Raw genomic sequence first — 21,359 nt, forward strand, 5'->3', positions numbered from 1 at the left:
CTTTCGTGGATGCGATGGGTGGTGCGGGTGAGGGATGGTGCGGGTGGTGCGCCGTCCGGTCGGTCCGGGCGGCTGCCTGCTCACTTCAGGGCGCCGGCGCCCAGTCCGTTGCGCCAGAAGCGCTGGAGCAGGAGGAATGTGACGATCAGCGGGATGACCGACAGCAGAGCGCCGATCAGCACGAGACCCCGGAGTTCCGGCAGCTGATTCAGCTGGTTGTTCCAGTTGTAGAGACCGAAGACCACGGGGAAGAGGTCTTCGGATCGCAGCATGATCATCGGCAGGAAGAAGTTGTTCCAGATGGCCACGAACTGGAAGAGGAACATCGTCACCAGTGCCGGGGTCATCAGACGGATGCTGACGGTGAAGAACGTGCGGATCTCGCCCGCCCCGTCGAGCCGACTCGCCTCGAGCAGCTCGTCGGGCACCGACGAGGCCGCGAAGATCCTGGCCAGATACACACCGAACGGACTCACGATCGAGGGCAGGAAGACCGACCAGAACGTGTTGGTCAGCTGCGCCTGACTGAAGATCAGGAACAGGGGCAGCGCGAGAGCGGTGGCGGGCACGAGCACCCCGCCGAGCACGATGTCGAACATCAGATCGCGACCAGGGAAGCGGTACTTCGCCAGCGCGTAGCCCGCCATGGCGGCGAGCAGGGTCGCGATGGCACCGCCGAGGGCCGCGTAGAGCACCGAGTTCATCAGCCAGCGCAGGTAGACGCCGTCGCGGTAGGCGAACAGCTCGGCGATGTTGTCGAACAGGTGGAAGTCGGCGAACCACAGCGGGGCGGTGGTGAGGATGTCGCCGGTCTCCTTGCTCGATGCGACGAGCAGCCACCACAGCGGGAGCAGGAAGTAGACCGTGAACACGGCCATGATCAGCATCGCTCCCGTGCGGGAGATGCCCGACTCGCGAGCGGCCTTTCCGCGCGGGGCCTTGCCGCGGGAGCCCCGCCCAGGGGCGACGATCGACATGGTGCTCATGCGTTCTGCTCCTTGCGCTGCATGTACTTCATGAACCCGAACGACAGCACGAACGTCGTCACGGCGAGCACGACCGAGAAGGCGGCCGCCAGGTTGGTGTTCGGGATGGATGCCGTGGCGTACACGGTCATGTTCGGGGTGAAGGTGCTGGTCACGGCCGAGCTGAACGAGCGGAAGACCTGGGGCTCGGCGAGCAGCTGCAGCGTGCCGATGATCGAGAAGATCGCGGTCATCACGATCGCCGGGCGCACCAGCGGGATCTTGATCGACCAGGCGATGCGCCACTGGCCCGCGCCGTCGAGGATCGCCGCCTCATAGAGCTCCTGCGGGATCGACAGCAGCGCCGAGTAGATGATCAGCATGTTGTAGCCGACGTAGACCCAGGTCACGACGTTCGCGATCGACCACAGCACCAGATCAGCACCGAGGAAGTCGATGTTCTTGGTGATCGCGGTGAACGGCGACAGGTTGGGCGAGAACAGCGAACCCCACATGATCGCGGCGATGACACCGGGCACCGCGTAGGGCACGAAGAACGCGAGACGGAAGAAGCGCTTGCCTCGCACGAGCGGCGAGTCGAGCAGCAGCGCGAACAGCAGGGCGAGGCCGAGCATGACCGGCACCTGCACGACGCCGAACGTCAGCATCCGCCCCATCGAGCTCCAGAACGCCTCGTTCTGGAAGACGAGCACGTACTGCGTGAGGCCGCCGAACACCTGCTCGGCCTTGCCGAAGGTGCCGTCGCGCTCGACGACGAGCAGCGACTGCCAGAACGCATACGCGATCGGCACGACGTAGAACAGCGCGAACAGCACGCCGAAGGGCACGATGAGGAACGCGATGGCGCCCTTGTGCGGAATCCGTCGGCGGCGGCCCGGCGCCCGGGGCGCTGAGGCGACCGCCGGAGCGGTGAGCGTGGTGGTCATACATCCTCCTTGATGATGCGGACTGCCCCCGCGGGAACGTAGCCGGTGGCGGGTGCGTCGGTGACGAGGTCGTGCCCCGTGGCGCCGATCTCGGCGGCGGAGTCGCCGTGGTTGATGACGAACAGGAAGCTGCCGTTCGCGCCTGAGCGACGGACGATCTCGACGTCGCGGCTCGCCCCCGCGTGCGGCGCGACGCCCGCATCCGCGGCGAGGCGGGCGATCAGATCCCGGTAGGCGATGCGGTCGGGCTGCGTGGCGACGAACCAGGCCGCGCCCTCCCCCACCTCGCGACGGGTGAGCGCGGGCCCGCCGGCGGCGGGGCCGTCGGCGAAAGACGCCACGATCTCGGCATCCGTCGTCTTGAGTCGCTCGGCCCATACCGATCCGCTCGTGCCGTCGGTGAGGAACACGGTCTCTCCGGGAAGCAGCGGAGCGAACTCCTCCGAGCGGATGCCGAGCAGGTCGCGGAACGCTCCGGGGTAGCCGCCGGTGCGCACGCGGTCTTCCTCGTCGACGATGCCGCTGTAGAAGGTGATCAGGGCGGTCGCGCCGTTCTCGACCGCACGCGCGATCGCCGCGGCATCCGCGTCGCTGATGAGGTGCAGGGCGGGGACGATCAGCAGGCGGTAGCCGTCGAGGTCCGCGCCCGGACGGACGACGTCGGTGGTGACGCCGGCATCCGACAGCGCCGCGTGCGCGGCGTGCACCTGGCCGAGGTACGTGAGCCCCTCGCTCGGGCGGCCCTCGTTCTCGGTGGCCCACCAGCTCTCCCACGAGAAGAACAGCGCGGCGTCGGCGGCGACGCGGGTGCCGGCGACCTCACCGAGGCGGTCGAGCAGACCGCCGAGCTCGACGACCTCGCGCCACTGGTCGGAGTCCTCACCCGCGTGGGGAACGAGGGCTGTGTGGTACTTCTCGGCCCCCTGCGTCGAGGCCCGCCACTGGAAGAAGCAGATGCCGTCGGCGCCGCGGGCGATGTGCGCGGCGATGTTGCGCTGCAGCTCGCCCGGGGCCTTGGCGAGGTTGTAGGGCTGCCAGTTGACGGCACCGGTCGAGGTCTCCATCAGCAGCCACGGGGCACCCTGTGCGAGACCGCGCGTGAGGTCGGCGGCGAACGAGAGCTCGCCTCGCGCGTCGTCGAGGCGGCGGTCGAGGTAGTGGTCGTTGGCGATCAGATCCATCTCGCCCGCCCACGACCAGTAGTCGAGATTGCGGATGTGCGCGGTGACCATGAAGTTGGTCGTGACCGGCACGTCGCTGCGCTCGCGCAGGATCTCAGCCTCGGCTCGGTACAGCGCCAGCTGCTCGTCGGAGCTGAACCGCTGGAAGTCGAGGATCTGACCCGGATTGCGCAGCGAGAGGGCCTGGCCGGGCACGCGCACGTCGTCGAAGTCGCTGTAGCGCTGGCTCCAGAACGTCGTGCCCCACGCGCGGTTGAGGGCATCGATGTCGTCGTAACGGTCGCGCAGCCAGCCGCGGAACGCCTCGGCGCTCGCGTCGCAGTAGCAGAGCGCGTTGTGGCAGCCCAGCTCGTTCGACACGTGCCACAGCGACACGGCCGGGTGGTCTCCGTAGCGCTCGACGACGCGGGTGACGACCTCGGCGGCATAGTCGCGGAAGAGCGGCGAGCTCGGGCAGTAGCCTTGGCGGCCGCCCTGCTGGAAGACGGTGCCGTCTTCACCGACGGGCAGGATCTCGGGATGCTGCGCGGTGAGCCACGGCGCGGGCGAGGCCGTGCCGGTGCCGAGGTTGATGCGGATCCCCGCGGCGTGCAGCAGCTCGATGATCTCGTCGAGTGCGCTGAAGTCCCACACGCCCCGAGCCGGGTTGATCGACGACCAGCCGAAGATGTTGATCGCCACGAGTCCGACACCGGCCTGCTGCATGAGCCGCACGTCATCGGGCCAGACGCTGCGATCCCACTGCTCGGGGTTGTAGTCGCATCCGAAGACGAGGCCGCGCCCTGCGGAGAGGGTGGCGATGCGGTCGGACACTGCGGCGGCCATGCGGTGACGCTCCTTTGCGGTTCATGTGTGCACGTGCACAGTTCGCGGCGTGAAAGCAGCGATAGGGATTTCTGTGAACGTGCACACATCGTCGCATGTCGTGGCGAATCACGTCAAGTCCGGGTCGCTAGGCTGTCGACCATGAGCACTTCCGCACGCCGCCGCAGCACCGTGCACGACGTGGCGCGAGTGGCCGGGGTCTCGCGCGGAACCGTCAGCCGCGTCATCAACGGCGGGTACGTGTCGGACTCCGCGCGCACGGCGATCGAGGACGCGATCCGCGAGGTCGGCTACGTGCCCAACACGGCCGCGCAGAACCTGGTGCGCCAGCGCACCCAGGCGATCGCGTTCATCGTGCACGAGCCGCACGCGCTGTTCCTCGAGGACCCCAACATCGGCGCGATCATGCTCGGCACCAACGAGACGTTGTCGGAGGCGGACTACCAGATGGTGTGTCTCGTCGTCGATTCGGTGCGCGACACCGAACGGGTCGCGCGGTACCTCAACGGCGGTTTCGTCGACGGAGCGGTCATCGTCTCGGCGCGCGCACAGGACCCCATCACCAAGGCCGTCATGCGACTCGACCTGCCCGTGACCTACGTCGGCCACCCGCCCGACGTCGATGCGGCGTGGGTCGGCGTCGACAACCGGGGCGCCGCGCAGGCCGTGACCTCGCGCCTCCTGGCGACAGGGCGCAAGCGGGTCGGCATGATCGCCGCCGCGCTCGACCGCGACTCGGGCACCGACCGACTCGCCGGCTTCACCGACGCTCTCGGCAGCGCGTTCGACCCGGACCTCGTCGAAGAGGTGCCGCTGTACTCTTACGCCGACGGTGCTGCGGCGATGGCGAGACTGCTCGATCGCGTGCCCGACATCGACGGAGTCTTCGCCGCATCGGACGCCGTCGCCGCCGGCGCGATGTGGGCGCTGCGCGAAGCGGGGCGTCGCGTGCCCGAGGACGTGGGTGTGGTCGGCTTCGACAACAGCACGTGGGCGACGCGCACCACCCCGCTGCTCTCGACCGTCGACCAGCCGGCCGAAGGGCTCGGGGCCGCAGCCGCGGCATCCGTCCTCGCGCAGCTGCGAGACGATCAGCGCCCGCGCGAGGGCATCATGCTGCCGACGCCTGTCGTGTGGAGAGACTCGGCCTGAGCGCGGGGCTCATCGGGCGATTTCTTCAGCGGAGACAAGAAGGTTCGAAGGGAGCACTTCGAGTTTAGATACCCCCGCCGGTACACACGTTACCCGTAGGGGTAATGTTGGAGTACGATGGTCGCATGAACCAGGATCCGGCCTCGTCAGAACTGCTCGAACGTCTCGTGCGTTCCGTTGCGGCGATACCGGATCCCATCAAGCGGGCGCGAGAGTGTGTTGCTGTGGGTGAAGAGCTTCGGACGGTCCAGGGTCGTTTGGCGCAGGTACGCCGTCAGGCGATCTATGAGGCCACTCTCCGTCCGGGCGCTACCGGGAGAAGTGTGGCAGAAGAGCTGGGCGTGTCTGCGAAGACAGTGTCTTTGGCGTCGTCGGAGTTTCGGCGACGAGACATTGACCTCTTGCACGACCTGGTCGAGGCCACGGAATCCGTCGCTCCAGACTCCCCAGAGCTCTTACATGCGAAAGCGGTGGTTGCGAGCTCGACGAACGTGGGAGTACTCTCGCACGTCGTCGCGGAACTCGACAGCGTCTGGATCTTGGCGGCTTCCATCGATGGCGACAGCGACTCATGGGAGGAGCTCTATCAAGGCTTCAAGAGAGCGAAGTATCTCAGCAAGCTCGCGAGCATCGAGCCCCCCACGCCCCCTAAGCCGGATGGCTCTAGCGAGTTCGGCGCTCCCCCTCGTTTGCAGTGGCTCTCCGAGGTCCTCAACGCTATGCCCGGCATTGGAGGATGGGCCTCAATGGACACTCGAGACGATGATCACAAATGGGAGTTGTGGTGGTCGATTGAGTCAGCCGACGCCAACCTCGAAGTGGCCGACGTCGGCCCATCGCCGGAGGGATGGCTGGTGTCCGAGTGGCTTGTGTGGCTTGTGCGGGACTACCGTATCGCCGGAAGGCTCATTGAGTCGTCGGTGACCGCGCCTCCTCCGATGATCAATGAACCCGGAGCGATGATGACCTTCTACATCACGGCTTCCCTGGCGGGTCCGGACTCCGTCGACCCTGACGAGTTCGCTCAATCGATCATCAATGTCTGGGATGGCCGACCCGGCTCCCCAAGAACCGGCTACTTTGACATCGACTGGCCGGGGAAGCGCTCGTGACGCATACGCGCCCGGCCCCGGAACTGCATGCGTGGGTCGATGAGTCCATCCATGTCAGAGCGAACCTCTACCTCCTGGCAGCGGCAGTAACGACATCAACGGCCGAGGACTTGGACACGACGCGCCTACGGTTGCGGGCCATGGCAAGGCGCACCCGCGGGAGAACTCACTGGAATAGCGAGGAAGAGCGCGACAGGCTCCGGATATCCAGACTCATCGGAGATTTGCCGCTGACGAATATCGTCGTCACTGCCACGCGGATCGATCCGCGGCGACAGGAGCGCGCTCGTCGAAAGTGCATGCAGCAGCTGCTTCATAAGCTCTCTTCAGGGGGTGTCACACAGGTTTGGTTCGAGTCGCGAGATGAGATCGGCAACAGAAGAGACCTCGCCATGGTCGCCAACCTCCGCACAACAGACGCGCTCCCTCCGACGCTGCGCGTCGACCACGCCAAGCCCTTGGAAGAACCTCTTTTGTGGGTTCCCGACGCAGTAGCCGGCGCAGTCGCCGCAGCTCACGACGGCCGCACCCTCTACCGCGCCTGCTTCGAGGACAAGCTTGAAGAGGCCATGTTCGAGCTGTAGACGCGCGAAAGCCGGGTCCCGTCCTGCGGCGGGGGTCCCGGCTTCACTTCCTCGCACCCCTCAGGGGGAGGCTCACCTCAAGCATACAAGCCACCTAGGCTCCCTGGCCACCCCGCGTTCCCTACTCTGACGCCGGGCGCGCGGCCACCGATACTCCGCGCGAGCGCCCCGCCCGCGAGCCGGCGATCGGTCGCCGCCGGTAGAGCCAGGCGTCGAGAGCCTGTCAGAGACGCCAGCTACCCGATGATGTGTCGGGTAGCGGACTCAGACGCTTCCTGAGCGCCCCTCCCCCAGCGGAACGGCGAGACCGTCGGGTCGCCGGCGATCCAGAAGCGCCAGGGGAACGCCGCTGTTCCGGCGACGCCGGCCACGCCCACGCGCGGACCGGTCGCCACGTCGATCACGGGCTCGTCGCGCAGCCACAGCTCGGCACGGGCACCCTCGAACTCCTCGCCGGTGACCGCATCGATGCCGTCGTGGATCGGATGCCGCAGCCCCACCGCCTGGCCGAACCGGCCCGGCCCCTTGGCGAGGTCACGCAGTGCCGTCACTGTCAGCGGGGTCGTCGCGCGACGGCGCACAGCCGCGGCATCCGCCCCGTGCACGACCTCGCCCGCGCGCAGCAGGATTCCGCCGGCCTGACCCTCAGGCCCCGAGACGACGTTCACGCACGAGTGGATGCCGTGGCTCAGGTAGACGTACAGATGCCCCGGCTCGCCCCACATCGTCGCATTGCGCGCGGTGCGGCCCATGCGCGCGTGAGAACCGGGATCGGCCGCGGGGCCGGTGCCCTGCCCGTGGTACGCCTCGACCTCTGTGAGGCGCAGTCGCACCTCGGAGCCCGCGACCACGGTGCGCAGCTCTCCGCCGAGCAGCAGCGGTGCGACCGCCACCGGCAACCCGCTCAGCTCGGTGCGGGTCGCTCGATGGAGGGCATCCGTCGCCATGCGGTCAGAACTGCGGCGCCGTCTGGCACCACGAGGCGTCGAAACCGGTCAGCGCCACGATCTCGTCGCCCGTGCGCAGGTCGAGCAGGTGCGTCTCGAGATTCTCGGGCAGCGGCAGCAGCATCTGGTCGTACGGGTTGTCGGCCAGCTCCGGCGCGATCACGACCGCGGCATACTGGCCGCTGGGCGAGGCGCAGGCCTGCAGGATCGAGTCGGTCGAGTCGACCTCGACGAGGGGTGTCGCGGCTCCCTCGTCGTCGACCCGGACGATCGCCTGACCGATGGGCAGTCCGTTCTCGTCACGCGAGACGACGTGGCGCAGCGTGCCGCCGGGGAACGGCGTGATCGTGATCGCGGAGCCGTAGTCGGGAGTCGATGCCTCGAGCGGCACCTCCGAGCCGTCGGCGAGATTCAGCTCGACCACCGAGCCGTCGAGTCGCTCGACGATCGCCGTGTACGTGCCGCGCGAGATGCCCTGAATGGTCGTCGCGAGTCCGAGGGACTGCACCCCTGCGTCGGACGAACGATCGACCAGCGAGAGCGCGCCGTCGAAGTCGATGAAGAGCACGGCGGCGCTGTCGGGCACGAACTGCCAGACGAAGATGTTCGCCTCCTTGCCGCCGACCTCGGTCACCACCGGTTCGTCGTCGCCGCTCAGCGACTGCGTCACGAGCACGCTCGCGCGCCCCTCGGTGTCGCTGAGCTCCTTGTCGGAGTAGCTGTAGCCGACCAGACCGCCGCGCTCAGAGACCTGGATGGCGCCCACGTATCCGACGCCGGGCAGCTCGAGCTCGCGCTGATCGGTGCCGTCGCGCCGCATCACGAGCAGCTTCGAGCCTTCTTCCTCCTCGACCGAGACGACCAGCTGCGATGACGTGGCGCGGAAGTCGTTGATCTTGTCGGCGGCGAAGACAGCCTGCGCCTTCTCGCCCGTCAGGTCGGTGCGGAAGATCTGGTCATTGCCGTCGGCATCTCGGCGCAGCAGGAAGATCGTGGACGGCGGAGTCGAGAAGCTCGTCGAGAGCGTGGCGCTGGGGCCGCCTCCGGCGCCCACCGCATCGGCGACATTCACGGTGTACTCGGTGTCGTCGTCGAGCGGAACGGTGAAGCGGATGCCGATGCCACGGCCTGCGGCGTCGAGCGTGAACGGCACCGCGGGCTCGACCGTCACCTGCGACTCGTCGATCGCCGCCAGCGACTGGTTGGCGGTGAGGATGACACGGCTGCCCGACGTCTCGATCGCCTCAGCCGGATCGACCTGCACCTCGGTGATGCGAGGACCCTGCGTCAGGCTGACGACGCCGAGCCCTGCACCCACCAGCACGAGGATGCCGAGCACGGCGCCCAGGGCGAGCAGGAACCGGCTGTCGCGTGAGGCGGCGGGCTTCTCGGGCCTCGGTGCCTTCTCCGGCTTCGGTACCTTGGCGGGCTTCGGCGTCTTGGCGGGCTTGGGTGCCTTGGCGGGCTTCGGCTTCTCGGGCGCGGGAGGCGTGTAGTCGGTCGTGGAGGGAGCGGGGGGCACGTAGTCGGCCGAGGAGTGAGCCGCGAACGTGGTCGTCGAGTCGGCGTCCGGCGGGACGAAGGTCGAACGCACCGGCCGCGCGCCGCCCGTCGGGCGAGCGGCTGGTGGCGTTTCGTCTCGGTCAGCTCCGCCGTCCTCGCTCGACGAACGGGACGCGGCCGCCGCTTCGGCCTCGCGAGCGGCACGCAGCTCGGCGCGCGTGCGCGGAGCCGCCGGTCCGTCCGGCCGCTGGTCGTCAGTACTCATACGGGTCCGAAGGCTCATCGATGGCGGTCACGGTCGTCGGTTCGACGTGCAGCGACCCGTCGGCGTCCGCCTTGACCGTGCCCTCGACCTCGACCCACTGGCCGGTGTCGAACTCTCCGGCGTCGATCGTCACGGGCAGGGTCGCCGGCTGCGCGTCGATCACGCAGTGCGTGATGACGAGTCGCGTGAGGTTGACGCCGTCAGCATCCGTCGGGGTGACGAACCCGGTCAGCGTGACCGTCTTGCCGTCGTACGCGGCGGTGTTGGTCGCCGTGGCGAACACGCTCGCCCAGTCGCCGACTCCGAAGGTCGCGGTGTCGGCGACGCCGAGGGTCACGTCGTCGGCCCCGGCGAACAGGGCGGTCTGCTCGCCGACCCTCGACATCGCGAGCTCGACCGACAGCGAGGCGGGAGGCAGCACGAGCGCGGCGATCACGACGCCACTGGCCACGACCCCACCGGTCACCGTGCCGGCCAGGGCGAGGGAGCGTCGGGGCGACGGCTCGGCATCCGCCTCATGCGCGTCGCCGTGATCGTGTCCGTGGTCGCCCTCTTCGCCGAGCGGCAGCGTGCACGACCAGATCGCGCCCGCGAGCGTCACGACGGCCGCGGCGCACGCGAACCACACCGATTCGGGGCTGATGTAGAGATTCAGTCGACCGGTCAGACCGAGTCCGAGGGTCACGACAGAGATGACGGCGGCGAGGCCGATGCCCAGCCAGCGGGTGGCGAGTGCCCGGGCGCGCGATGGCGCGTCAGAGGTGACTGTGTGATCAGACAAAGACGTTCACCCCGATCCCGATGGCGAAGGCGGCGAACACGACCACGCCGACGATGCCGGCGAGCGTGCGGGTGGTGAACGTCGTGCGCATGAGCGCGAGCATCTTGACGTCGACGAGCGGGCCGACGAGCAGGAACGCGACGAGAGCGCCCGACGAGAAGGTCGAGGCGAAGGAGAGTGCGAAGAACGCGTCGACGTTCGAGCAGATCGCGACGGTCATCGCGAGCGCCATCATCGCGAGGATCGACAGCACCGGGTTCGAGCCGATGGCCAGCAGCACCTCGCGCGGGATCAGCACCTGCACGGCTCCGGCGAGCGCCGAGCCGATCACGAGGGCCGGCATGACGGCCCGCAGCTCGATGAGGAACTGCGTCAGGCTGCGGCGAACCGGCGTGCCGTGCTCGTGCGTGACGCGGTCACAGGTGTCGACGAAGCGCTGCGTGAGCAGCGAGTCGGGCGAGGGGTGGCGGCTGTAGATCCAGCCGATCAGGTTGGCGATCAGGTAGCCGCCGATCAGACGGGCGACCAGGATGCCGTCATCGAAGCCGAAGGCCGCGTGCGTGGTGAGGATCACGATCGGGTTCACGATCGGGGCGGCGATCAGGAAGGTCAGCGCCTCAGCCGGCGCCAGACCGCGCATCATCAGTCCGCGGGCGAACGGCACGTTGCCGCACTCGCACACCGGGATCAGCATGCCCAGCAGCGACAGCACCGCCCGGCGGGCCCACGCGCGCTTCGGCAGCCAGCGGTGGATCACGTCGGCCGGCAGCCACACCTGCACGACGATCGAGAGCAGCACACCGAGGATCACGAACGGCAGCGCCTCGATGAGCACGCTCAGTGCGAGCGTCAGCCCGTCCTGAGCTCTGCTCGGCAGGCTCTCGGCGAAGAGCGTCGGCAGGAATCGGTCGACCAGGAAGAGCGCGGCCACGATCGCGGCGCCGAGACCCACTCCGATCCACGGCGAGCGCGGCGATCGAGAGGGTCGGTGCGGGTGCACCGACCGTGGAGCGGCCTGGGTGGTCACGCGTTCGCTGCCTCTTCGGCATCGCGCTTGTTGGTGCAGGAGGCGCACAGCCCGAAGATGTCGACGACGTGCGCAGCATCCGTGAACCCGTGCAGAGCCGCGGTGCGATGCGCCCACTGCTCGACGTCGGTGGCTTCGATCTCGACGGTGAGACCGCAGTTGCGGCAGATCAGGTGGTGGTGGTGGCCCTGGGTCGTGCAGGCACGGTAGAGCGCCTCACCCTCGGGGCTCTGCAGCGAGTCGGCATCACCGGCCGCGGCGAGCCCGGCGAGGGCTCGATACACCGTGGCGAGGCCGATGCCGGTGTTGTCGTCGCGCAGCGAGGCGTGCAGATTCTGCGCGCTGACGAACCCTCGCGCGTCGGCGAGGGCTTCGCGCACTCGATCGCGCTGCCAGGTGTTCCGCTGAGCCATACCCACGATTCTAGGCGCGCCGCCCTTACCGGGCCCTGGGAGCGTCAGGCACGCACGCGGAGCACGCCGCCGCGGGCGCGCTGGATGATCCAGCACACGACGTAGATCGTGAACGACAGCGTCGTGATGTACGGGCTCACCGGCAGCGTGCCGGCGAGGGCGAGCAGGATGCCGCCGACGGCCGACACGAACCCGAACAGCGCCGCGAGCAGGGGAACGGCCACCGGCCCCGCCGTGATGCGCATCGCGGCGGCCGCGGGAGTGACGAGCAGCGCCATCACGAGCAGCGCGCCGATGATGTGCACACTGACGGCGACGATCAGGCCGAGCAGCACCATGAACAGCAGGCTCACGGCGCGGGTGGGCACTCCGCGGGCGGCGGCCGACTCGGGGTCGAGCGAGTCGAAACGCAGCGGGTTCCACATCAGCAGCAGTCCGAGCAGCACCACGATGCTGATGCCGAGCAGCCAGCCGAGGTCGGGGCTCGAGACCGAGACGATCTGCCCGGTCAGCAGACTGAACCGGTTGGCGCTGCGCCCGTCGTAGAGAGACAGGAAGAGGATGCCGAGGCCGAGTCCGAACGGCATCAGCACCCCGACGATCGAATTGCGGTCGCGGGCTTTGGCCCCGAGGATGCCGATCAGGATCGCCGCGACGAGCGCTCCACCGAGCGAGCCGACGACCACGCTGCCGCCGAAGAGCAGTGCGGCGGCGGCACCGGCGAACGACAGCTCGCTGACGCCGTGCACCGCGAACGCGAGGTCGCGCTGCATCACGAAGACGCCGATCAGTCCGCCGACGATGCCGAGCACGGCACCGGCGATGATCGAGTTCGCGAGCAGGGCGACGAGCTCGCCGTAGTCCTGGAACGAGAAGACGTCGCTCCAGTCGACCGCCGGGACGATGCCGGTCATGGCGTTCATGCGGCACCTCCGTGGTCGTGGTCGTGCGCGTGCTCATGGTGGGGCTCGGCATCCGGCACTCCGACGACGACCAGTCGATCACCCGCCCGCAGCACGAACACCGGGGTGCCGTAGAGCTCGGTGAGCACCCGCGTCTGCAGCACCTCTTCGGGCGTGCCGAGCACGAAGCGGCCACCCGCGATGTAGAGGATGCGGTCGACCCGGCCGAGGATCGGGTTGATGTCGTGCGTCACGAACAGCACGGCGGCGCGGCGATCACGACGCTGGCGGTCGATGATGTCGGTGATGGCAACCTGGTTGGCGAGGTCGAGGTTCGACAGCGGCTCATCGCACAGCAGCAGGGTCGGCTCATCGGCGAGGGCCTGCCCGACCCGCAGTCGCTGCTGCTCTCCGCCAGAGAGCAGCCCCACGCGGCGGTCGGCGTAGTGCGCCGCCCCGACCGATTCGAGCAGCTGGTCGACCTTGGCCTTGTCGCCGCGGTGCGGGATCGGGAATCCGAAGCGGCTGCCCTGCACCCCGAGCGCCACCAGGTCGCGGGCTCTCATGCTCGTGTCGGGGGCGAGCGAACGCTGCTGCGGGATGTAGCCGATGCGCGGGTTGCCCTTGCGCACCGGTTCGCCCGCGACCGTGATCTGGCCCGCCGACAGCGGCTGGAGACCCAGGATGCTGCGCAGCAGCGTGGTCTTGCCCGAACCCGACGGTCCGAGCACTGCGATGAACTCGCCGGGATCGACCGTCAGATCGAGGCCCGACCACAGCTCGCGGTCACCGCGCTGGAGTGCGGCTCCACGGATGTCGAGCACCGGGTTCGACTTCTCGGCTCCTGCCCGCGCGTCGGCGGCAGCGCTCACGACTGGAGCGCGGCGGCGAGGCTCTGGATCGCGTCACTCATCCACTCAGAGTACGACGATCCGTCAGGCAGCAGCTCCGTGAAGGCGACGAGCGGGATGCCGGCATCCGTTGCGGCATCCTCGACACGCTGCGTCTCGGCTCCGCCGGTCTGCGCATTCGTGAGCACGGCCGCAACATCGCCGCTCTCGACGACGTTGAGAGTCTCGAGCAGCGTGGCGGGGGCGACATCACTGCCCTCCTCGACCGACTCGGCGAAGCCCTCGGGGGTGACGTCGGTGAGACCGGCGGCCGTGGCGAGGTAGCCGGGCAGCGGCTCGGTGATGATGACGTTGGCACCGGCGGCATCCGTCTTGAGCGTCTCGAGGTCAGCCTCGAAGCCCTCGAGGTCGGCGACGATCTCTTCGGCGTTGGCGGTGAACTCCGCCTTGCCGTCGGGGTCGATCTCGGCCAGCTCGTCGGCGATGGCCTCGACGACGTGGACCATCGTGTGCGGGTCGAACCACACGTGCTCGTTGAAGCCCTCGATGTGGTCGTGACCCTCGTGGCCCTCTTCGCCCTCGGCGTGGTCGTGCGCCTCGTCTTCTGCGTGCTCGCCTTCGGCGTGCTCCTCTTCGGAGTGCTCGTCTTCGGCGTGGCCCTCGTTGCCGGGGAAGTCATGCGAGAACTCGACGGCTGTGACCAGGTGGGGGTCGTCGGCATCCTGCAGCAGCGTGTCGATGAAGGCGTCGTAGCCGCCGCCGTTCTCGATCACGAGGTCGGCCTTCTGCACCGTCAGGCGGTCACGGGCCGAGGCCTCGTACGAGTGCGGGTCCTGAGTGGCGGAGGTGATGATCGAGGTCACGTCGACGCGGTCACCGCCGATCTGCTCGGCGAGCGAGCCGTAGACATTGGTGCTCGCCACGACGGTCACCGCGCTGTCGTCGCCCTCTCCCGCGGCGGGGGCAGTCGAGCATCCGGCCAGCGAGAGTGCGGCGACGGATGCAAGGGCGAGGGCGACGAACGGCTTCTTCATGTTCCCACTCTAAACGCTAATGAGAACCATTATCAAATCGGCGGCTCGTCGCCCTGCCCTCTGCGTCAGCCGATCAGACCAGGCGCGATCCAGACCGTCGAGTCGGACGGCAGCGCGCCGTCGGCCACCGTTCCGAGCACGACGTCTGCGGCATCCGCTCCGAGGTCGAACGGCTCGGTGCCGAAGTTCGTCACGATCTGCCAGCCGTTCGGGCGGGCGAAGCTCAGCACATCGGGGCGTCCGGCCTCGATCCACTCGAGGCTCTCGTCGGTCTGCAGCTCGCGACGCAGACGCAGCGCCTCGCGGTACAGCGACAGCGTCGACGACGGGTCAGCCGCCTCGACATCGACCGCGGACTCGGCGAACCAGTCGGGCTGCGGCAGGTGCGCGTCGCCCGAGCCGAAGCCGAATGAGGGACCGGATGCCGTCCACGGCAGTGGCACACGGCATCCGTCGCGTCCGAGGCCGTCGAAGACGGCTCCACGGAAGAATGCCGGATCCTGACGCTGCTCGGCCGAGATCTCGGCGACCTCCTGCAGCCCCAGCTCCTCGCCCTGGTAGAGATACGTGCTGCCGGGCAGGCCGAGCAGCAGCAGCGTCGCGGCATGAGCCCGACGCAGCCCGAGCTCACGGTCGAGCTGGTCCTCGGGCCCGCCGGCGGCGACCCATTCGACACCCTGCTTCACTCCGGTGCGCCCGCCGAGCTGCGGCAGTCCATACCGCGTCGCGTGCCGCGTGACGTCGTGGTTCGACAGCACCCACGTCGTCGACGAGCCCGTCGCCCGCGACTGCGCGAGGTTGTCGGTGATGATGGTGCGGAACTGCGTCGCGTCGAAGTCGGCGACGAGCAGATCGAAGTTGAACGCCTGACCCAGTCCCTCGGCCGAGGCGTACTTCGCACGACGCTCCGGAGTGCTCACCCACGCCTCGGCGACAGCCGTGCGCGGCGGGTCGTACTCGTTGAAGACCCGACGCCACTCGGCGTACACCTCGTGCACGTCGTCGCGGTCGTGCAGCGGGTGGTTGCCGTCGTGCGGCAGCAGCTCGAGCTCGGCGGTGCTCGGCAGCGGCTCGGTGAGGTCCTTGGTCAGCATGTGGGCGACGTCGATGCGGAAGCCGTCGACTCCGCGGTCCGACCAGAAGCGCAGGGTCTTCAAGAAGTCCTCGCGCACCTCGGGGTGGTCCCAGTTGAGGTCGGGCTGCTCGGGCGCGAAGCTGTGCAGGAACCACTGGCCGTCTTCCACCCGCTCCCACGCAGACCCGCCGAACGCGGCGGTCCAGTCGGTCGGGGGCTCCGAGCCGTCCGGCCCCGAACCCTCGCGGAAGATGTATCGCTCCCGAGCCGCCGACCCGCGGCCGGCGGCGAGCGCCTCCTGGAACCACTCGTGCAGGTCGGACGAATGGTTCGGAACGATGTCGACCACGACGCGGATGCCGCGGTCGTGCAGAGCCGCGACCATGTCGTCGAAGTCCTCGAGCGTGCCCAGGCGCGGGTCGACGTTGCGGTAGTCGGCCACGTCGTAGCCGCCGTCGGCGAGTGCCGACGGGTAGAACGGGCTCAGCCACACCGCGTCGATCCCGAGGTCGCGCAGGTAGTCGGCCCGCGAGACGATGCCCGGGATGTCACCGAGTCCGTCGCCGTTCGCGTCGGCGAAGCTGCGGGGGTAGATCTGGTAGACGGCGGCCTGTCGCCACCATGCTGCCGTCGTGTCGTCGCGGGTCTCGGTGAGAAGCGCATCGGTCATGAGGGGTGTTGCTCCTTCGTGTTGCGGTCGGGGGTCTGGGGTGCGGCTGCGTCAGCCCTTGACGGCGCCCTGCGTCACGCCCTCCATGACGAAGCGCTGCGTGAACAGGTACGCCAGGATCGCCGGGGCCATCGCCATCAGGTACGAGGCGAACGACACGTTGTAGTTGTTGCTGAACTGGGTCTGGAAGAGGTTCTGCCGCACCGGGAGGGTCTGCATGGCCGGGTCCGAGATGATCAGCGACGGCATCATGAAGTCGTTCCACGCGTAGAGGAAGGCGAAGATGCCGACCGTCGCGCTCATCGGTGCGAGCAGCGGGAAGATCAGCTGCCAGAACGTCTGCCACGTGCTCGCACCGTCGATGCGGGCGCTCTCCTCGAGTTCGATCGGGATCGACCGCAGGAACGCCGTGAACAGCAGCACGCTGAAGCTCAACTGGAACATCGTCGCGAGGATGATCACCCCGAACGGGTTGTCGAGTCCGACCCAGCCGGTCAGCTGGATCTGCGGCAGCGCCACGACCGGGAAGGGGATGAACATCGCGGCCAGCAGGTAGAAGAACGAGTAGCGGAACAGGCGGTGGTCCCAGTTGCGCACGATCGCATACGACGCGAAGGCGGCGAGCACGATGGTCGCGATGACCGTTCCCGCCGTGACCAGCAGCGAGATGCCGGCCCCGACCGGGAACTTCGTCAGGTTCCACGCCTCGACGAACCCGTCGATGCTGAACGGCGCCGGCAGCGAGAAGGCGTTGCCGTCGACCGCCTGGCCCGTGGTCTTGAACGCCATCGAGATCGTGACGTACAGCGGCAGCAGAACCGTGACCGCGCACAGGATCAGGATGATCGTGCCCGACCAGTTGACGCGCTCCATGCGGACGCGCGGCTTCTTGCCCGAGGTGGGGATGGTGGTGAGTGTCTGCGTCGACATCAGAGTGCGTTCCTTCCGCGGGTCAGCGAGAGCTGAAGCAGGGAGATGAGCACGGCGACGATGAAGAAGATCGTCGCATTGGCCATCTGATAGGCGTAGTCGCCGCCGTTGAAGCCCGCGATGATCGTCATCGCGACGCTGCGGGTGGCAGTGCCGGGCCCGCCGTTGGTGAGTCCGACGATGATGTCGTAGGCGTTGAGGAAGCCCTTGAAGCCCAGGATCACGTTGATCACCACGTATCCGGCCACCAGCGGCAGCGTGATGCGGAACAGCTGCTGCCTCTTGTTCGCGCCGTCGATGCTCGCCGCCTCGTAGACCTCGCCGGGCACCGAGAGGAGCCCTGCGATGTAGATGAGCAGCGTGCCGGGAACCGCCTGCCACGCGGTCACGATCACGATCGCGACCCACGCGAGATCGGGGTTCGCGAGGAGGCTGGTCGAGAGCCACGGGATGCCGGTGGCGGCGCCCGCGGCCGGGATGGAGTTCGAGAAGAGGAAGTTGAAGACGTAGGCGATGATGATGCCCGAGATCACCATCGGGATCACGAAGATCGTGCGCAGCCCCGTCTTGAAGCGGATGCGGGAGGTCAGCCCCACCGCGAGCATGAAGGCGACCACGTTGACGACGATCACTGTGGCGATCGAGAAGCCGAACGTGAACAGGTAGCTCTGCAGGATGGCCGGGTCGCTGAACATCGCGATGTAGTTCGTCAGCCCGTTGAAGCTCCACTCGCCGATGCCGATGGAGTCGGTGAAGCTGAAGAAGATGCCCATGATGCCGGGCACCGTGATCGCGAGCGTGAAGATCACGAGGGTCGGCAGCAGGAACAGGTAGTAGATCGGCTCGACGCGTCCCTTGCGACGGGCGAGCTTGCGGGTGCCGCCCGTGACGATCGCCGTGGTGTCGGTCGTCGGGCTGTTGGGCTTCGTGATGTTCGATGCCGCGGGGTTCGGAGCTGCCGGGCCCGGCAGAGCGGTGTTCGTCATGGCGTGGACTCCTCTGTCTCGCCGGATGCTGAGTCCTCACCGGATGCGTTGTCCTGGGTCGACGGGATGGGAGCGCGGAACGCGATCCTGGCCCAGTCGGCATCCATGGTGCGCAGCGTGGAGGTCGTGGACGCGCCGAGCACCATCGCCTGCGCGTAGTTGAAGACCGGAAGGGTCCTGGGCACGAGAACCGAGGGTCCCTGATAGATCTGGCCGTTGTCGTAGTACTCGACCATTCCCTCGACCCGAGGGTCATCGGGGGCCGGAGCATCGTTCGTCGGCGTGAAGCCGAGCTGCGAGGCGTTGTACTCCTCGATGTTCTCGGGCAGGAACAGGTACTCGAGGAAGTCGCGTGCGGCCTCCTGGTGCTGCGACCCCTCGGGGATCATCGCGGCGAGGTCCATGTTGACGCGTACGCCGAGGTCGGCGGGGTCGTCGGTCATCGGCAGCGGGAAGGTGCCGAGAGCGAGATCCGGAGCGGTCTTCTCGATCTCGCTGAACGCCCACGGCCCCTGCAGGTACATCGCCGCCTCGCCCTTGCCGAACGCGAGGTTGCCGTCGCCGTACGCACGGCTCGCAGCATCCGCATTCGTGTACTCGTTCACGAGCGTCATCATGCGGTCCATGGGCTCTGCGAAGTCCTTCTCGAACGAGGCCTCCGAATCCGGTCCCACTTCGGTGCCCTCCTGCGCGAGCGTGTCGAAGAAGTCGATCACATCGACCGAGCCGCCGGCGGTGTAGTCGTACCAGCCCTGCGCGACCGTCCAGTCGTCCTTGAAGGTGGCGTAGAACGGGTCGATCCCCGCCTCTTTCAGCTGGTCGCACACGGCGATCAGCTCGTCCCAGGTCTGCGGAACCTCGAGACCCTGCTGCTCGAAGATCTCCTTGTTGTAGATCACCGAGGCGCCCATCACGGAGTACGGCAGCGCGCTCGTGCGCCCCTCGCACGACCCGTACTGCTCCATGAGAGGCTGCAGGTCGTCGCGGATCGTCGAGGCGGCCTCGGCGCCGGAGAGATCGGTTAGCGCGCAGCGCTGCACGAATCGGGCGATCTCGTAGTTGTAGTTGGCGAGCATGATGTCGGGCGGGTTGCCCCGCACGAAGCTGGCCGAGACGACATCGACACCGGACGTGTCGATCTCGACGCGCACCTTGTCTTGCGAGGCGTTGTACTCGGCGACGCGTTCGGTCATGAACTCGATCGCCTCGCGTTTGCTGAAGGTGAAGCGGATGGTCTCGGTTCCGCCGGCGGTCGAGCACCCGGTCAGGGCGGCGCCGACCAGGGCGAGCGCGGCGGCTCCGGCGACGAGCCGGGCCGGGCGTGGTGGTTTGAGAGACACCGTTGTCCTTTCGTCCGGTAGATCCGCAGACTAAATCTAGTGAGCGAATTTACTTCGATGAACGGTACTGTCTCATGTGAACGAGAGTGAGGTCAAGACCCGTGACAGAAGTCTCTGCAGGTCTCGGCACCGGACGAGCCAGTGTCGGCGCGATCCTCGACTTCGCCTGGACCGCCGGTGAGTTCACCGCTACCGAGGCGATGGCGACCACCTCACTGACCCGCTCGACCGCGATCGACGGGATCGACACACTCGTCGACGCCGGCGTGCTGCGCGAGCTTCCCAACGCCCGCGTCGCCGGAAGCTACCGTGCGGGGCGCCCCGCTCGCCGCTTCGTGCTGGCATCCGATCTCGGCGTGGTGATCGGAGTGGATGCCGGAGACACCCACCTCGCGGTCACGATCGCCGACCCGCTCGAGAACACGCTCGTGCACCATCGCACCGACCTCGATCCGACGCAGTCCGCAGCCGCCCGTCGCGCGACGATCCTCGAGCAGATGCAGCTCGCGATCGCCGAAGCAGACGTCACACGTGAATCGATCCTCGCGATCTGCGTCGGAGTGGCCGCGCCCGTGAATCGCGCGGGCATCTCACCTCCGCACCCGGAGGGCTTCTGGGAGCGCACCAACCCGGGCCTCGCCGAGGCGCTCGACGACTGGGCGCCCGTCGTCGAGATCAAGAACGACGCACAGCTCGCCGCGATCGCCGAGGGCTCAGCCGGAGCGGCGATCGGATGCCGCGACTACGTCGCCCTGCTCGCGAGCGAGCGCTTCGGCGGTGGCGTCGTCGTCGACGGCCACGTGCTGCACGGTGCACACGGTGGCGTCGGTGAGGGCGTCGTGTTCGACCACATCGTCGGGGTCGGCTCGGCCTTCGGTCTGCGCTACGCACTGCAGGACGAGGTGCGCGATGCGGTGCGGAGCGGCGAGATCGACTCGGACTCGGCGATCGGACGGCTCGCGGGCGCAGACCGCATCGACCCGCGCACTGTGCTGACCGCCGCAGCCGCAGGCGATGTCGACGCACTGCTCGCGACTTCTCGCGTCGGCGCGACCCTCGCCCGTGTCGTGGGCGTGCTGGGCAGCATGTACGACCCCGCGCGCGTGATCGTCTGCGGCGGGGTCGCCGAGAGCATCGCACCGGTACTGACAGCTGCGCGCGAAGTGCTGCCGACGCAGCTGCACCTCCCGGCACCCGAGATCCTCGCCTCGACGCTCGGCGCCGAGGTGGTGTCGATCGGCGCCGTCGCGACGGCCCGCCGTGCCGCCCGCGAGGTGGCCGTGCCGCTGCTGGCGGAACGGCGCCTCAGCGCGGTCGGCTGAGCGCCGTGCGCGAACCAGAGCTGCCGCACTCCCCCACTGCGATCGAACTGCTCTTCGACCCGGCGGCCGAGACCGCGATCCGGGCCGAATGGGAGGCTCTCGCCGCACACGGCATGTCGAGCCTCGCGAGGCACACGTCGGCGAGCAACAGCCCTCACATCACGCTGGTCGCTCGCATTGGGCTGCCGAAGGTGGACCCGCGCGTCCTGGTAGACATACCGTCGTTCCCGATCACGCTGGGCGCTCCCCTGCTCTTCGGCAGCGGCGAGCGCCGCGTGCTGGCCCGCAGCATCGTTCCGAGTGCGGAGCTCATCGGCCTCCGCGAGACGATCCTGACCGCGATCGGGCCGGGCGACGATGCCCCGCACACCGCACCGGGCGAGTGGATGCCGCACGTCGCCCTCGCCCGCCGGCTGCGCATCGCCGACCTTGCGGCAGCGCTCGAGCTGATCGGCGGCGACGTCCACGGTCACGCCCACAGCGTGCGGCACTGGGACCCCGCCACCGCGGTGATCACGACTCTCGCGGAGATGCGGCAGGCATAGCC

At 68.2% G+C, this 21,359-nt stretch carries 20 protein-coding genes; 5 read left to right on the plus strand and 15 right to left on the minus strand.

Going from position 1 to position 21,359, the window contains the following annotated elements; genetic code table 11:
* Positions 1 to 80: 80 nt before the first annotated feature.
* Genes FIV50_RS16715 through FIV50_RS16725 form a run of 3 tightly spaced genes read right to left on the minus strand, consistent with a single transcriptional unit; the run spans position 81 to position 3,918 of the window.
* A complete protein-coding gene (locus FIV50_RS16715) occupies positions 81 to 986 on the minus strand; it encodes a carbohydrate ABC transporter permease (RefSeq protein ID WP_375137383.1) in 906 nt (301 codons plus the stop codon).
* A complete protein-coding gene (locus FIV50_RS16720) occupies positions 983 to 1,912 on the minus strand; it encodes a carbohydrate ABC transporter permease (RefSeq protein ID WP_140038408.1) in 930 nt (309 codons plus the stop codon). Before FIV50_RS16720 ends, FIV50_RS16715 begins: the two co-directional genes overlap by 4 nt.
* Positions 1,909 to 3,918, minus strand: coding sequence for a beta-galactosidase (locus tag FIV50_RS16725; RefSeq protein ID WP_140038409.1), 2,010 nt, complete (start codon positions 3,916 to 3,918; stop codon positions 1,909 to 1,911). The genes FIV50_RS16720 and FIV50_RS16725 overlap by 4 nt, the downstream gene beginning before the upstream one ends.
* A gap of 141 nt (positions 3,919 to 4,059) precedes the next feature.
* Between FIV50_RS16725 and FIV50_RS16730 the strand changes: the two genes are divergently transcribed.
* The 3 genes from FIV50_RS16730 to FIV50_RS16740 all read left to right on the plus strand — a co-directional run bounded on the left by FIV50_RS16730 (position 4,060) and on the right by FIV50_RS16740 (position 6,766).
* The gene (locus tag FIV50_RS16730; protein ID WP_140038410.1) at positions 4,060 to 5,070 is read left to right on the plus strand and encodes a LacI family DNA-binding transcriptional regulator; all 1,011 of its coding nucleotides are present in this window, start codon (positions 4,060 to 4,062) and stop codon (positions 5,068 to 5,070) included.
* A gap of 125 nt (positions 5,071 to 5,195) precedes the next feature.
* On the plus strand, positions 5,196 to 6,182 hold the full coding sequence (locus tag FIV50_RS16735) for a hypothetical protein (protein WP_140038411.1): 987 nt from the start codon (positions 5,196 to 5,198) through the stop codon (positions 6,180 to 6,182).
* A gap of 140 nt (positions 6,183 to 6,322) precedes the next feature.
* Entirely contained in the window at positions 6,323 to 6,766 is a 444-nt protein-coding gene (locus FIV50_RS16740; RefSeq protein ID WP_140038412.1) for a hypothetical protein, read from the plus strand.
* 236 nt (positions 6,767 to 7,002) lie between these two features.
* Here FIV50_RS16740 and FIV50_RS16745 read toward each other — a convergent pair whose 3' ends face one another.
* The 12 genes from FIV50_RS16745 to FIV50_RS16800 form a co-directional block, all read right to left on the minus strand.
* The gene (locus FIV50_RS16745; protein ID WP_140038413.1) at positions 7,003 to 7,713 is read right to left on the minus strand and encodes a DNA-3-methyladenine glycosylase; all 711 of its coding nucleotides are present in this window, start codon (positions 7,711 to 7,713) and stop codon (positions 7,003 to 7,005) included.
* 4 nt (positions 7,714 to 7,717) lie between these two features.
* A complete protein-coding gene (locus FIV50_RS16750; protein WP_140038414.1) occupies positions 7,718 to 9,481 on the minus strand; it encodes an Ig-like domain-containing protein in 1,764 nt (587 codons plus the stop codon).
* Positions 9,471 to 10,262 carry a TIGR03943 family putative permease subunit gene (locus tag FIV50_RS16755; RefSeq protein ID WP_140038415.1) on the minus strand — a complete coding sequence of 264 codons (792 nt, stop codon included), beginning with the start codon at positions 10,260 to 10,262 and terminating at the stop codon, positions 9,471 to 9,473. Before FIV50_RS16755 ends, FIV50_RS16750 begins: the two co-directional genes overlap by 11 nt.
* On the minus strand, positions 10,255 to 11,262 hold the full coding sequence (locus FIV50_RS16760) for a permease (protein ID WP_140038843.1): 1,008 nt from the start codon (positions 11,260 to 11,262) through the stop codon (positions 10,255 to 10,257). Before FIV50_RS16760 ends, FIV50_RS16755 begins: the two co-directional genes overlap by 8 nt.
* A gap of 23 nt (positions 11,263 to 11,285) precedes the next feature.
* Positions 11,286 to 11,702 carry a Fur family transcriptional regulator gene (locus FIV50_RS16765; protein WP_042540517.1) on the minus strand — a complete coding sequence of 139 codons (417 nt, stop codon included), beginning with the start codon at positions 11,700 to 11,702 and terminating at the stop codon, positions 11,286 to 11,288.
* Positions 11,703 to 11,746: 44 nt separating this feature from the next.
* Complete coding sequence (locus tag FIV50_RS16770; RefSeq protein WP_375137384.1) at positions 11,747 to 12,625, minus strand: metal ABC transporter permease; 879 nt, start codon at positions 12,623 to 12,625, stop codon at positions 11,747 to 11,749.
* Complete coding sequence (locus FIV50_RS16775; protein ID WP_140038416.1) at positions 12,622 to 13,476, minus strand: metal ABC transporter ATP-binding protein; 855 nt, start codon at positions 13,474 to 13,476, stop codon at positions 12,622 to 12,624. The genes FIV50_RS16770 and FIV50_RS16775 overlap by 4 nt, the downstream gene beginning before the upstream one ends.
* On the minus strand, positions 13,473 to 14,489 hold the full coding sequence (locus FIV50_RS16780; protein WP_140038417.1) for a metal ABC transporter solute-binding protein, Zn/Mn family: 1,017 nt from the start codon (positions 14,487 to 14,489) through the stop codon (positions 13,473 to 13,475). Before FIV50_RS16780 ends, FIV50_RS16775 begins: the two co-directional genes overlap by 4 nt.
* 65 nt (positions 14,490 to 14,554) lie before the next feature.
* The gene (locus tag FIV50_RS16785; protein ID WP_140038418.1) at positions 14,555 to 16,234 is read right to left on the minus strand and encodes a glycoside hydrolase family 13 protein; all 1,680 of its coding nucleotides are present in this window, start codon (positions 16,232 to 16,234) and stop codon (positions 14,555 to 14,557) included.
* Between the two features lie 51 nt (positions 16,235 to 16,285).
* On the minus strand, positions 16,286 to 17,164 hold the full coding sequence (locus tag FIV50_RS16790) for a carbohydrate ABC transporter permease (protein ID WP_140038419.1): 879 nt from the start codon (positions 17,162 to 17,164) through the stop codon (positions 16,286 to 16,288).
* Positions 17,164 to 18,150, minus strand: a complete 987-nt coding sequence (locus FIV50_RS16795; RefSeq protein WP_258184322.1) for a carbohydrate ABC transporter permease — start codon at positions 18,148 to 18,150, stop codon at positions 17,164 to 17,166. Before FIV50_RS16795 ends, FIV50_RS16790 begins: the two co-directional genes overlap by 1 nt.
* The gene (locus FIV50_RS16800) at positions 18,147 to 19,490 is read right to left on the minus strand and encodes an ABC transporter substrate-binding protein (RefSeq protein WP_140038420.1); all 1,344 of its coding nucleotides are present in this window, start codon (positions 19,488 to 19,490) and stop codon (positions 18,147 to 18,149) included. Before FIV50_RS16800 ends, FIV50_RS16795 begins: the two co-directional genes overlap by 4 nt.
* A gap of 101 nt (positions 19,491 to 19,591) precedes the next feature.
* Here FIV50_RS16800 and FIV50_RS16805 point away from each other — a divergent pair, with 101 nt between their 5' ends.
* Complete coding sequence (locus FIV50_RS16805) at positions 19,592 to 20,812, plus strand: ROK family protein (RefSeq protein WP_140038421.1); 1,221 nt, start codon at positions 19,592 to 19,594, stop codon at positions 20,810 to 20,812.
* Positions 20,813 to 20,817: 5 nt separating this feature from the next.
* A complete protein-coding gene (locus FIV50_RS16810; protein ID WP_258184323.1) occupies positions 20,818 to 21,357 on the plus strand; it encodes a 2'-5' RNA ligase family protein in 540 nt (179 codons plus the stop codon).
* Positions 21,358 to 21,359: the final 2 nt, after the last annotated feature.

Source organism: Microbacterium foliorum, assembly GCF_006385575.1.
GTDB lineage: Bacteria > Actinomycetota > Actinomycetes > Actinomycetales > Microbacteriaceae > Microbacterium > Microbacterium foliorum_B.

What these genes read in the sequence shown, in the direction of transcription:
- FIV50_RS16715 (WP_375137383.1), bottom strand. Translation starts at nt 986, where the DNA reads ATGAGCACCATGTCGATCGTCGCCCCTGGGCGGGGCTCCCGCGGCAAG.
- FIV50_RS16720 (WP_140038408.1), bottom strand. Translation starts at nt 1,912, where the DNA reads ATGACCACCACGCTCACCGCTCCGGCGGTCGCCTCAGCGCCCCGGGCG.
- FIV50_RS16725 (WP_140038409.1), bottom strand. Translation starts at nt 3,918, where the DNA reads ATGGCCGCCGCAGTGTCCGACCGCATCGCCACCCTCTCCGCAGGGCGC.
- FIV50_RS16730 (WP_140038410.1), top strand. Translation starts at nt 4,060, where the DNA reads ATGAGCACTTCCGCACGCCGCCGCAGCACCGTGCACGACGTGGCGCGA.
- FIV50_RS16735 (WP_140038411.1), top strand. Translation starts at nt 5,196, where the DNA reads ATGAACCAGGATCCGGCCTCGTCAGAACTGCTCGAACGTCTCGTGCGT.
- FIV50_RS16740 (WP_140038412.1), top strand. Translation starts at nt 6,323, where the DNA reads ATGGCAAGGCGCACCCGCGGGAGAACTCACTGGAATAGCGAGGAAGAG.
- FIV50_RS16745 (WP_140038413.1), bottom strand. Translation starts at nt 7,713, where the DNA reads ATGGCGACGGATGCCCTCCATCGAGCGACCCGCACCGAGCTGAGCGGG.
- FIV50_RS16750 (WP_140038414.1), bottom strand. Translation starts at nt 9,481, where the DNA reads ATGAGTACTGACGACCAGCGGCCGGACGGACCGGCGGCTCCGCGCACG.
- FIV50_RS16765 (WP_042540517.1), bottom strand. Translation starts at nt 11,702, where the DNA reads ATGGCTCAGCGGAACACCTGGCAGCGCGATCGAGTGCGCGAAGCCCTC.
- FIV50_RS16770 (WP_375137384.1), bottom strand. Translation starts at nt 12,625, where the DNA reads ATGAACGCCATGACCGGCATCGTCCCGGCGGTCGACTGGAGCGACGTC.
- FIV50_RS16780 (WP_140038417.1), bottom strand. Translation starts at nt 14,489, where the DNA reads ATGAAGAAGCCGTTCGTCGCCCTCGCCCTTGCATCCGTCGCCGCACTC.
- FIV50_RS16785 (WP_140038418.1), bottom strand. Translation starts at nt 16,234, where the DNA reads ATGACCGATGCGCTTCTCACCGAGACCCGCGACGACACGACGGCAGCA.
- FIV50_RS16790 (WP_140038419.1), bottom strand. Translation starts at nt 17,164, where the DNA reads ATGTCGACGCAGACACTCACCACCATCCCCACCTCGGGCAAGAAGCCG.
- FIV50_RS16795 (WP_258184322.1), bottom strand. Translation starts at nt 18,150, where the DNA reads ATGACGAACACCGCTCTGCCGGGCCCGGCAGCTCCGAACCCCGCGGCA.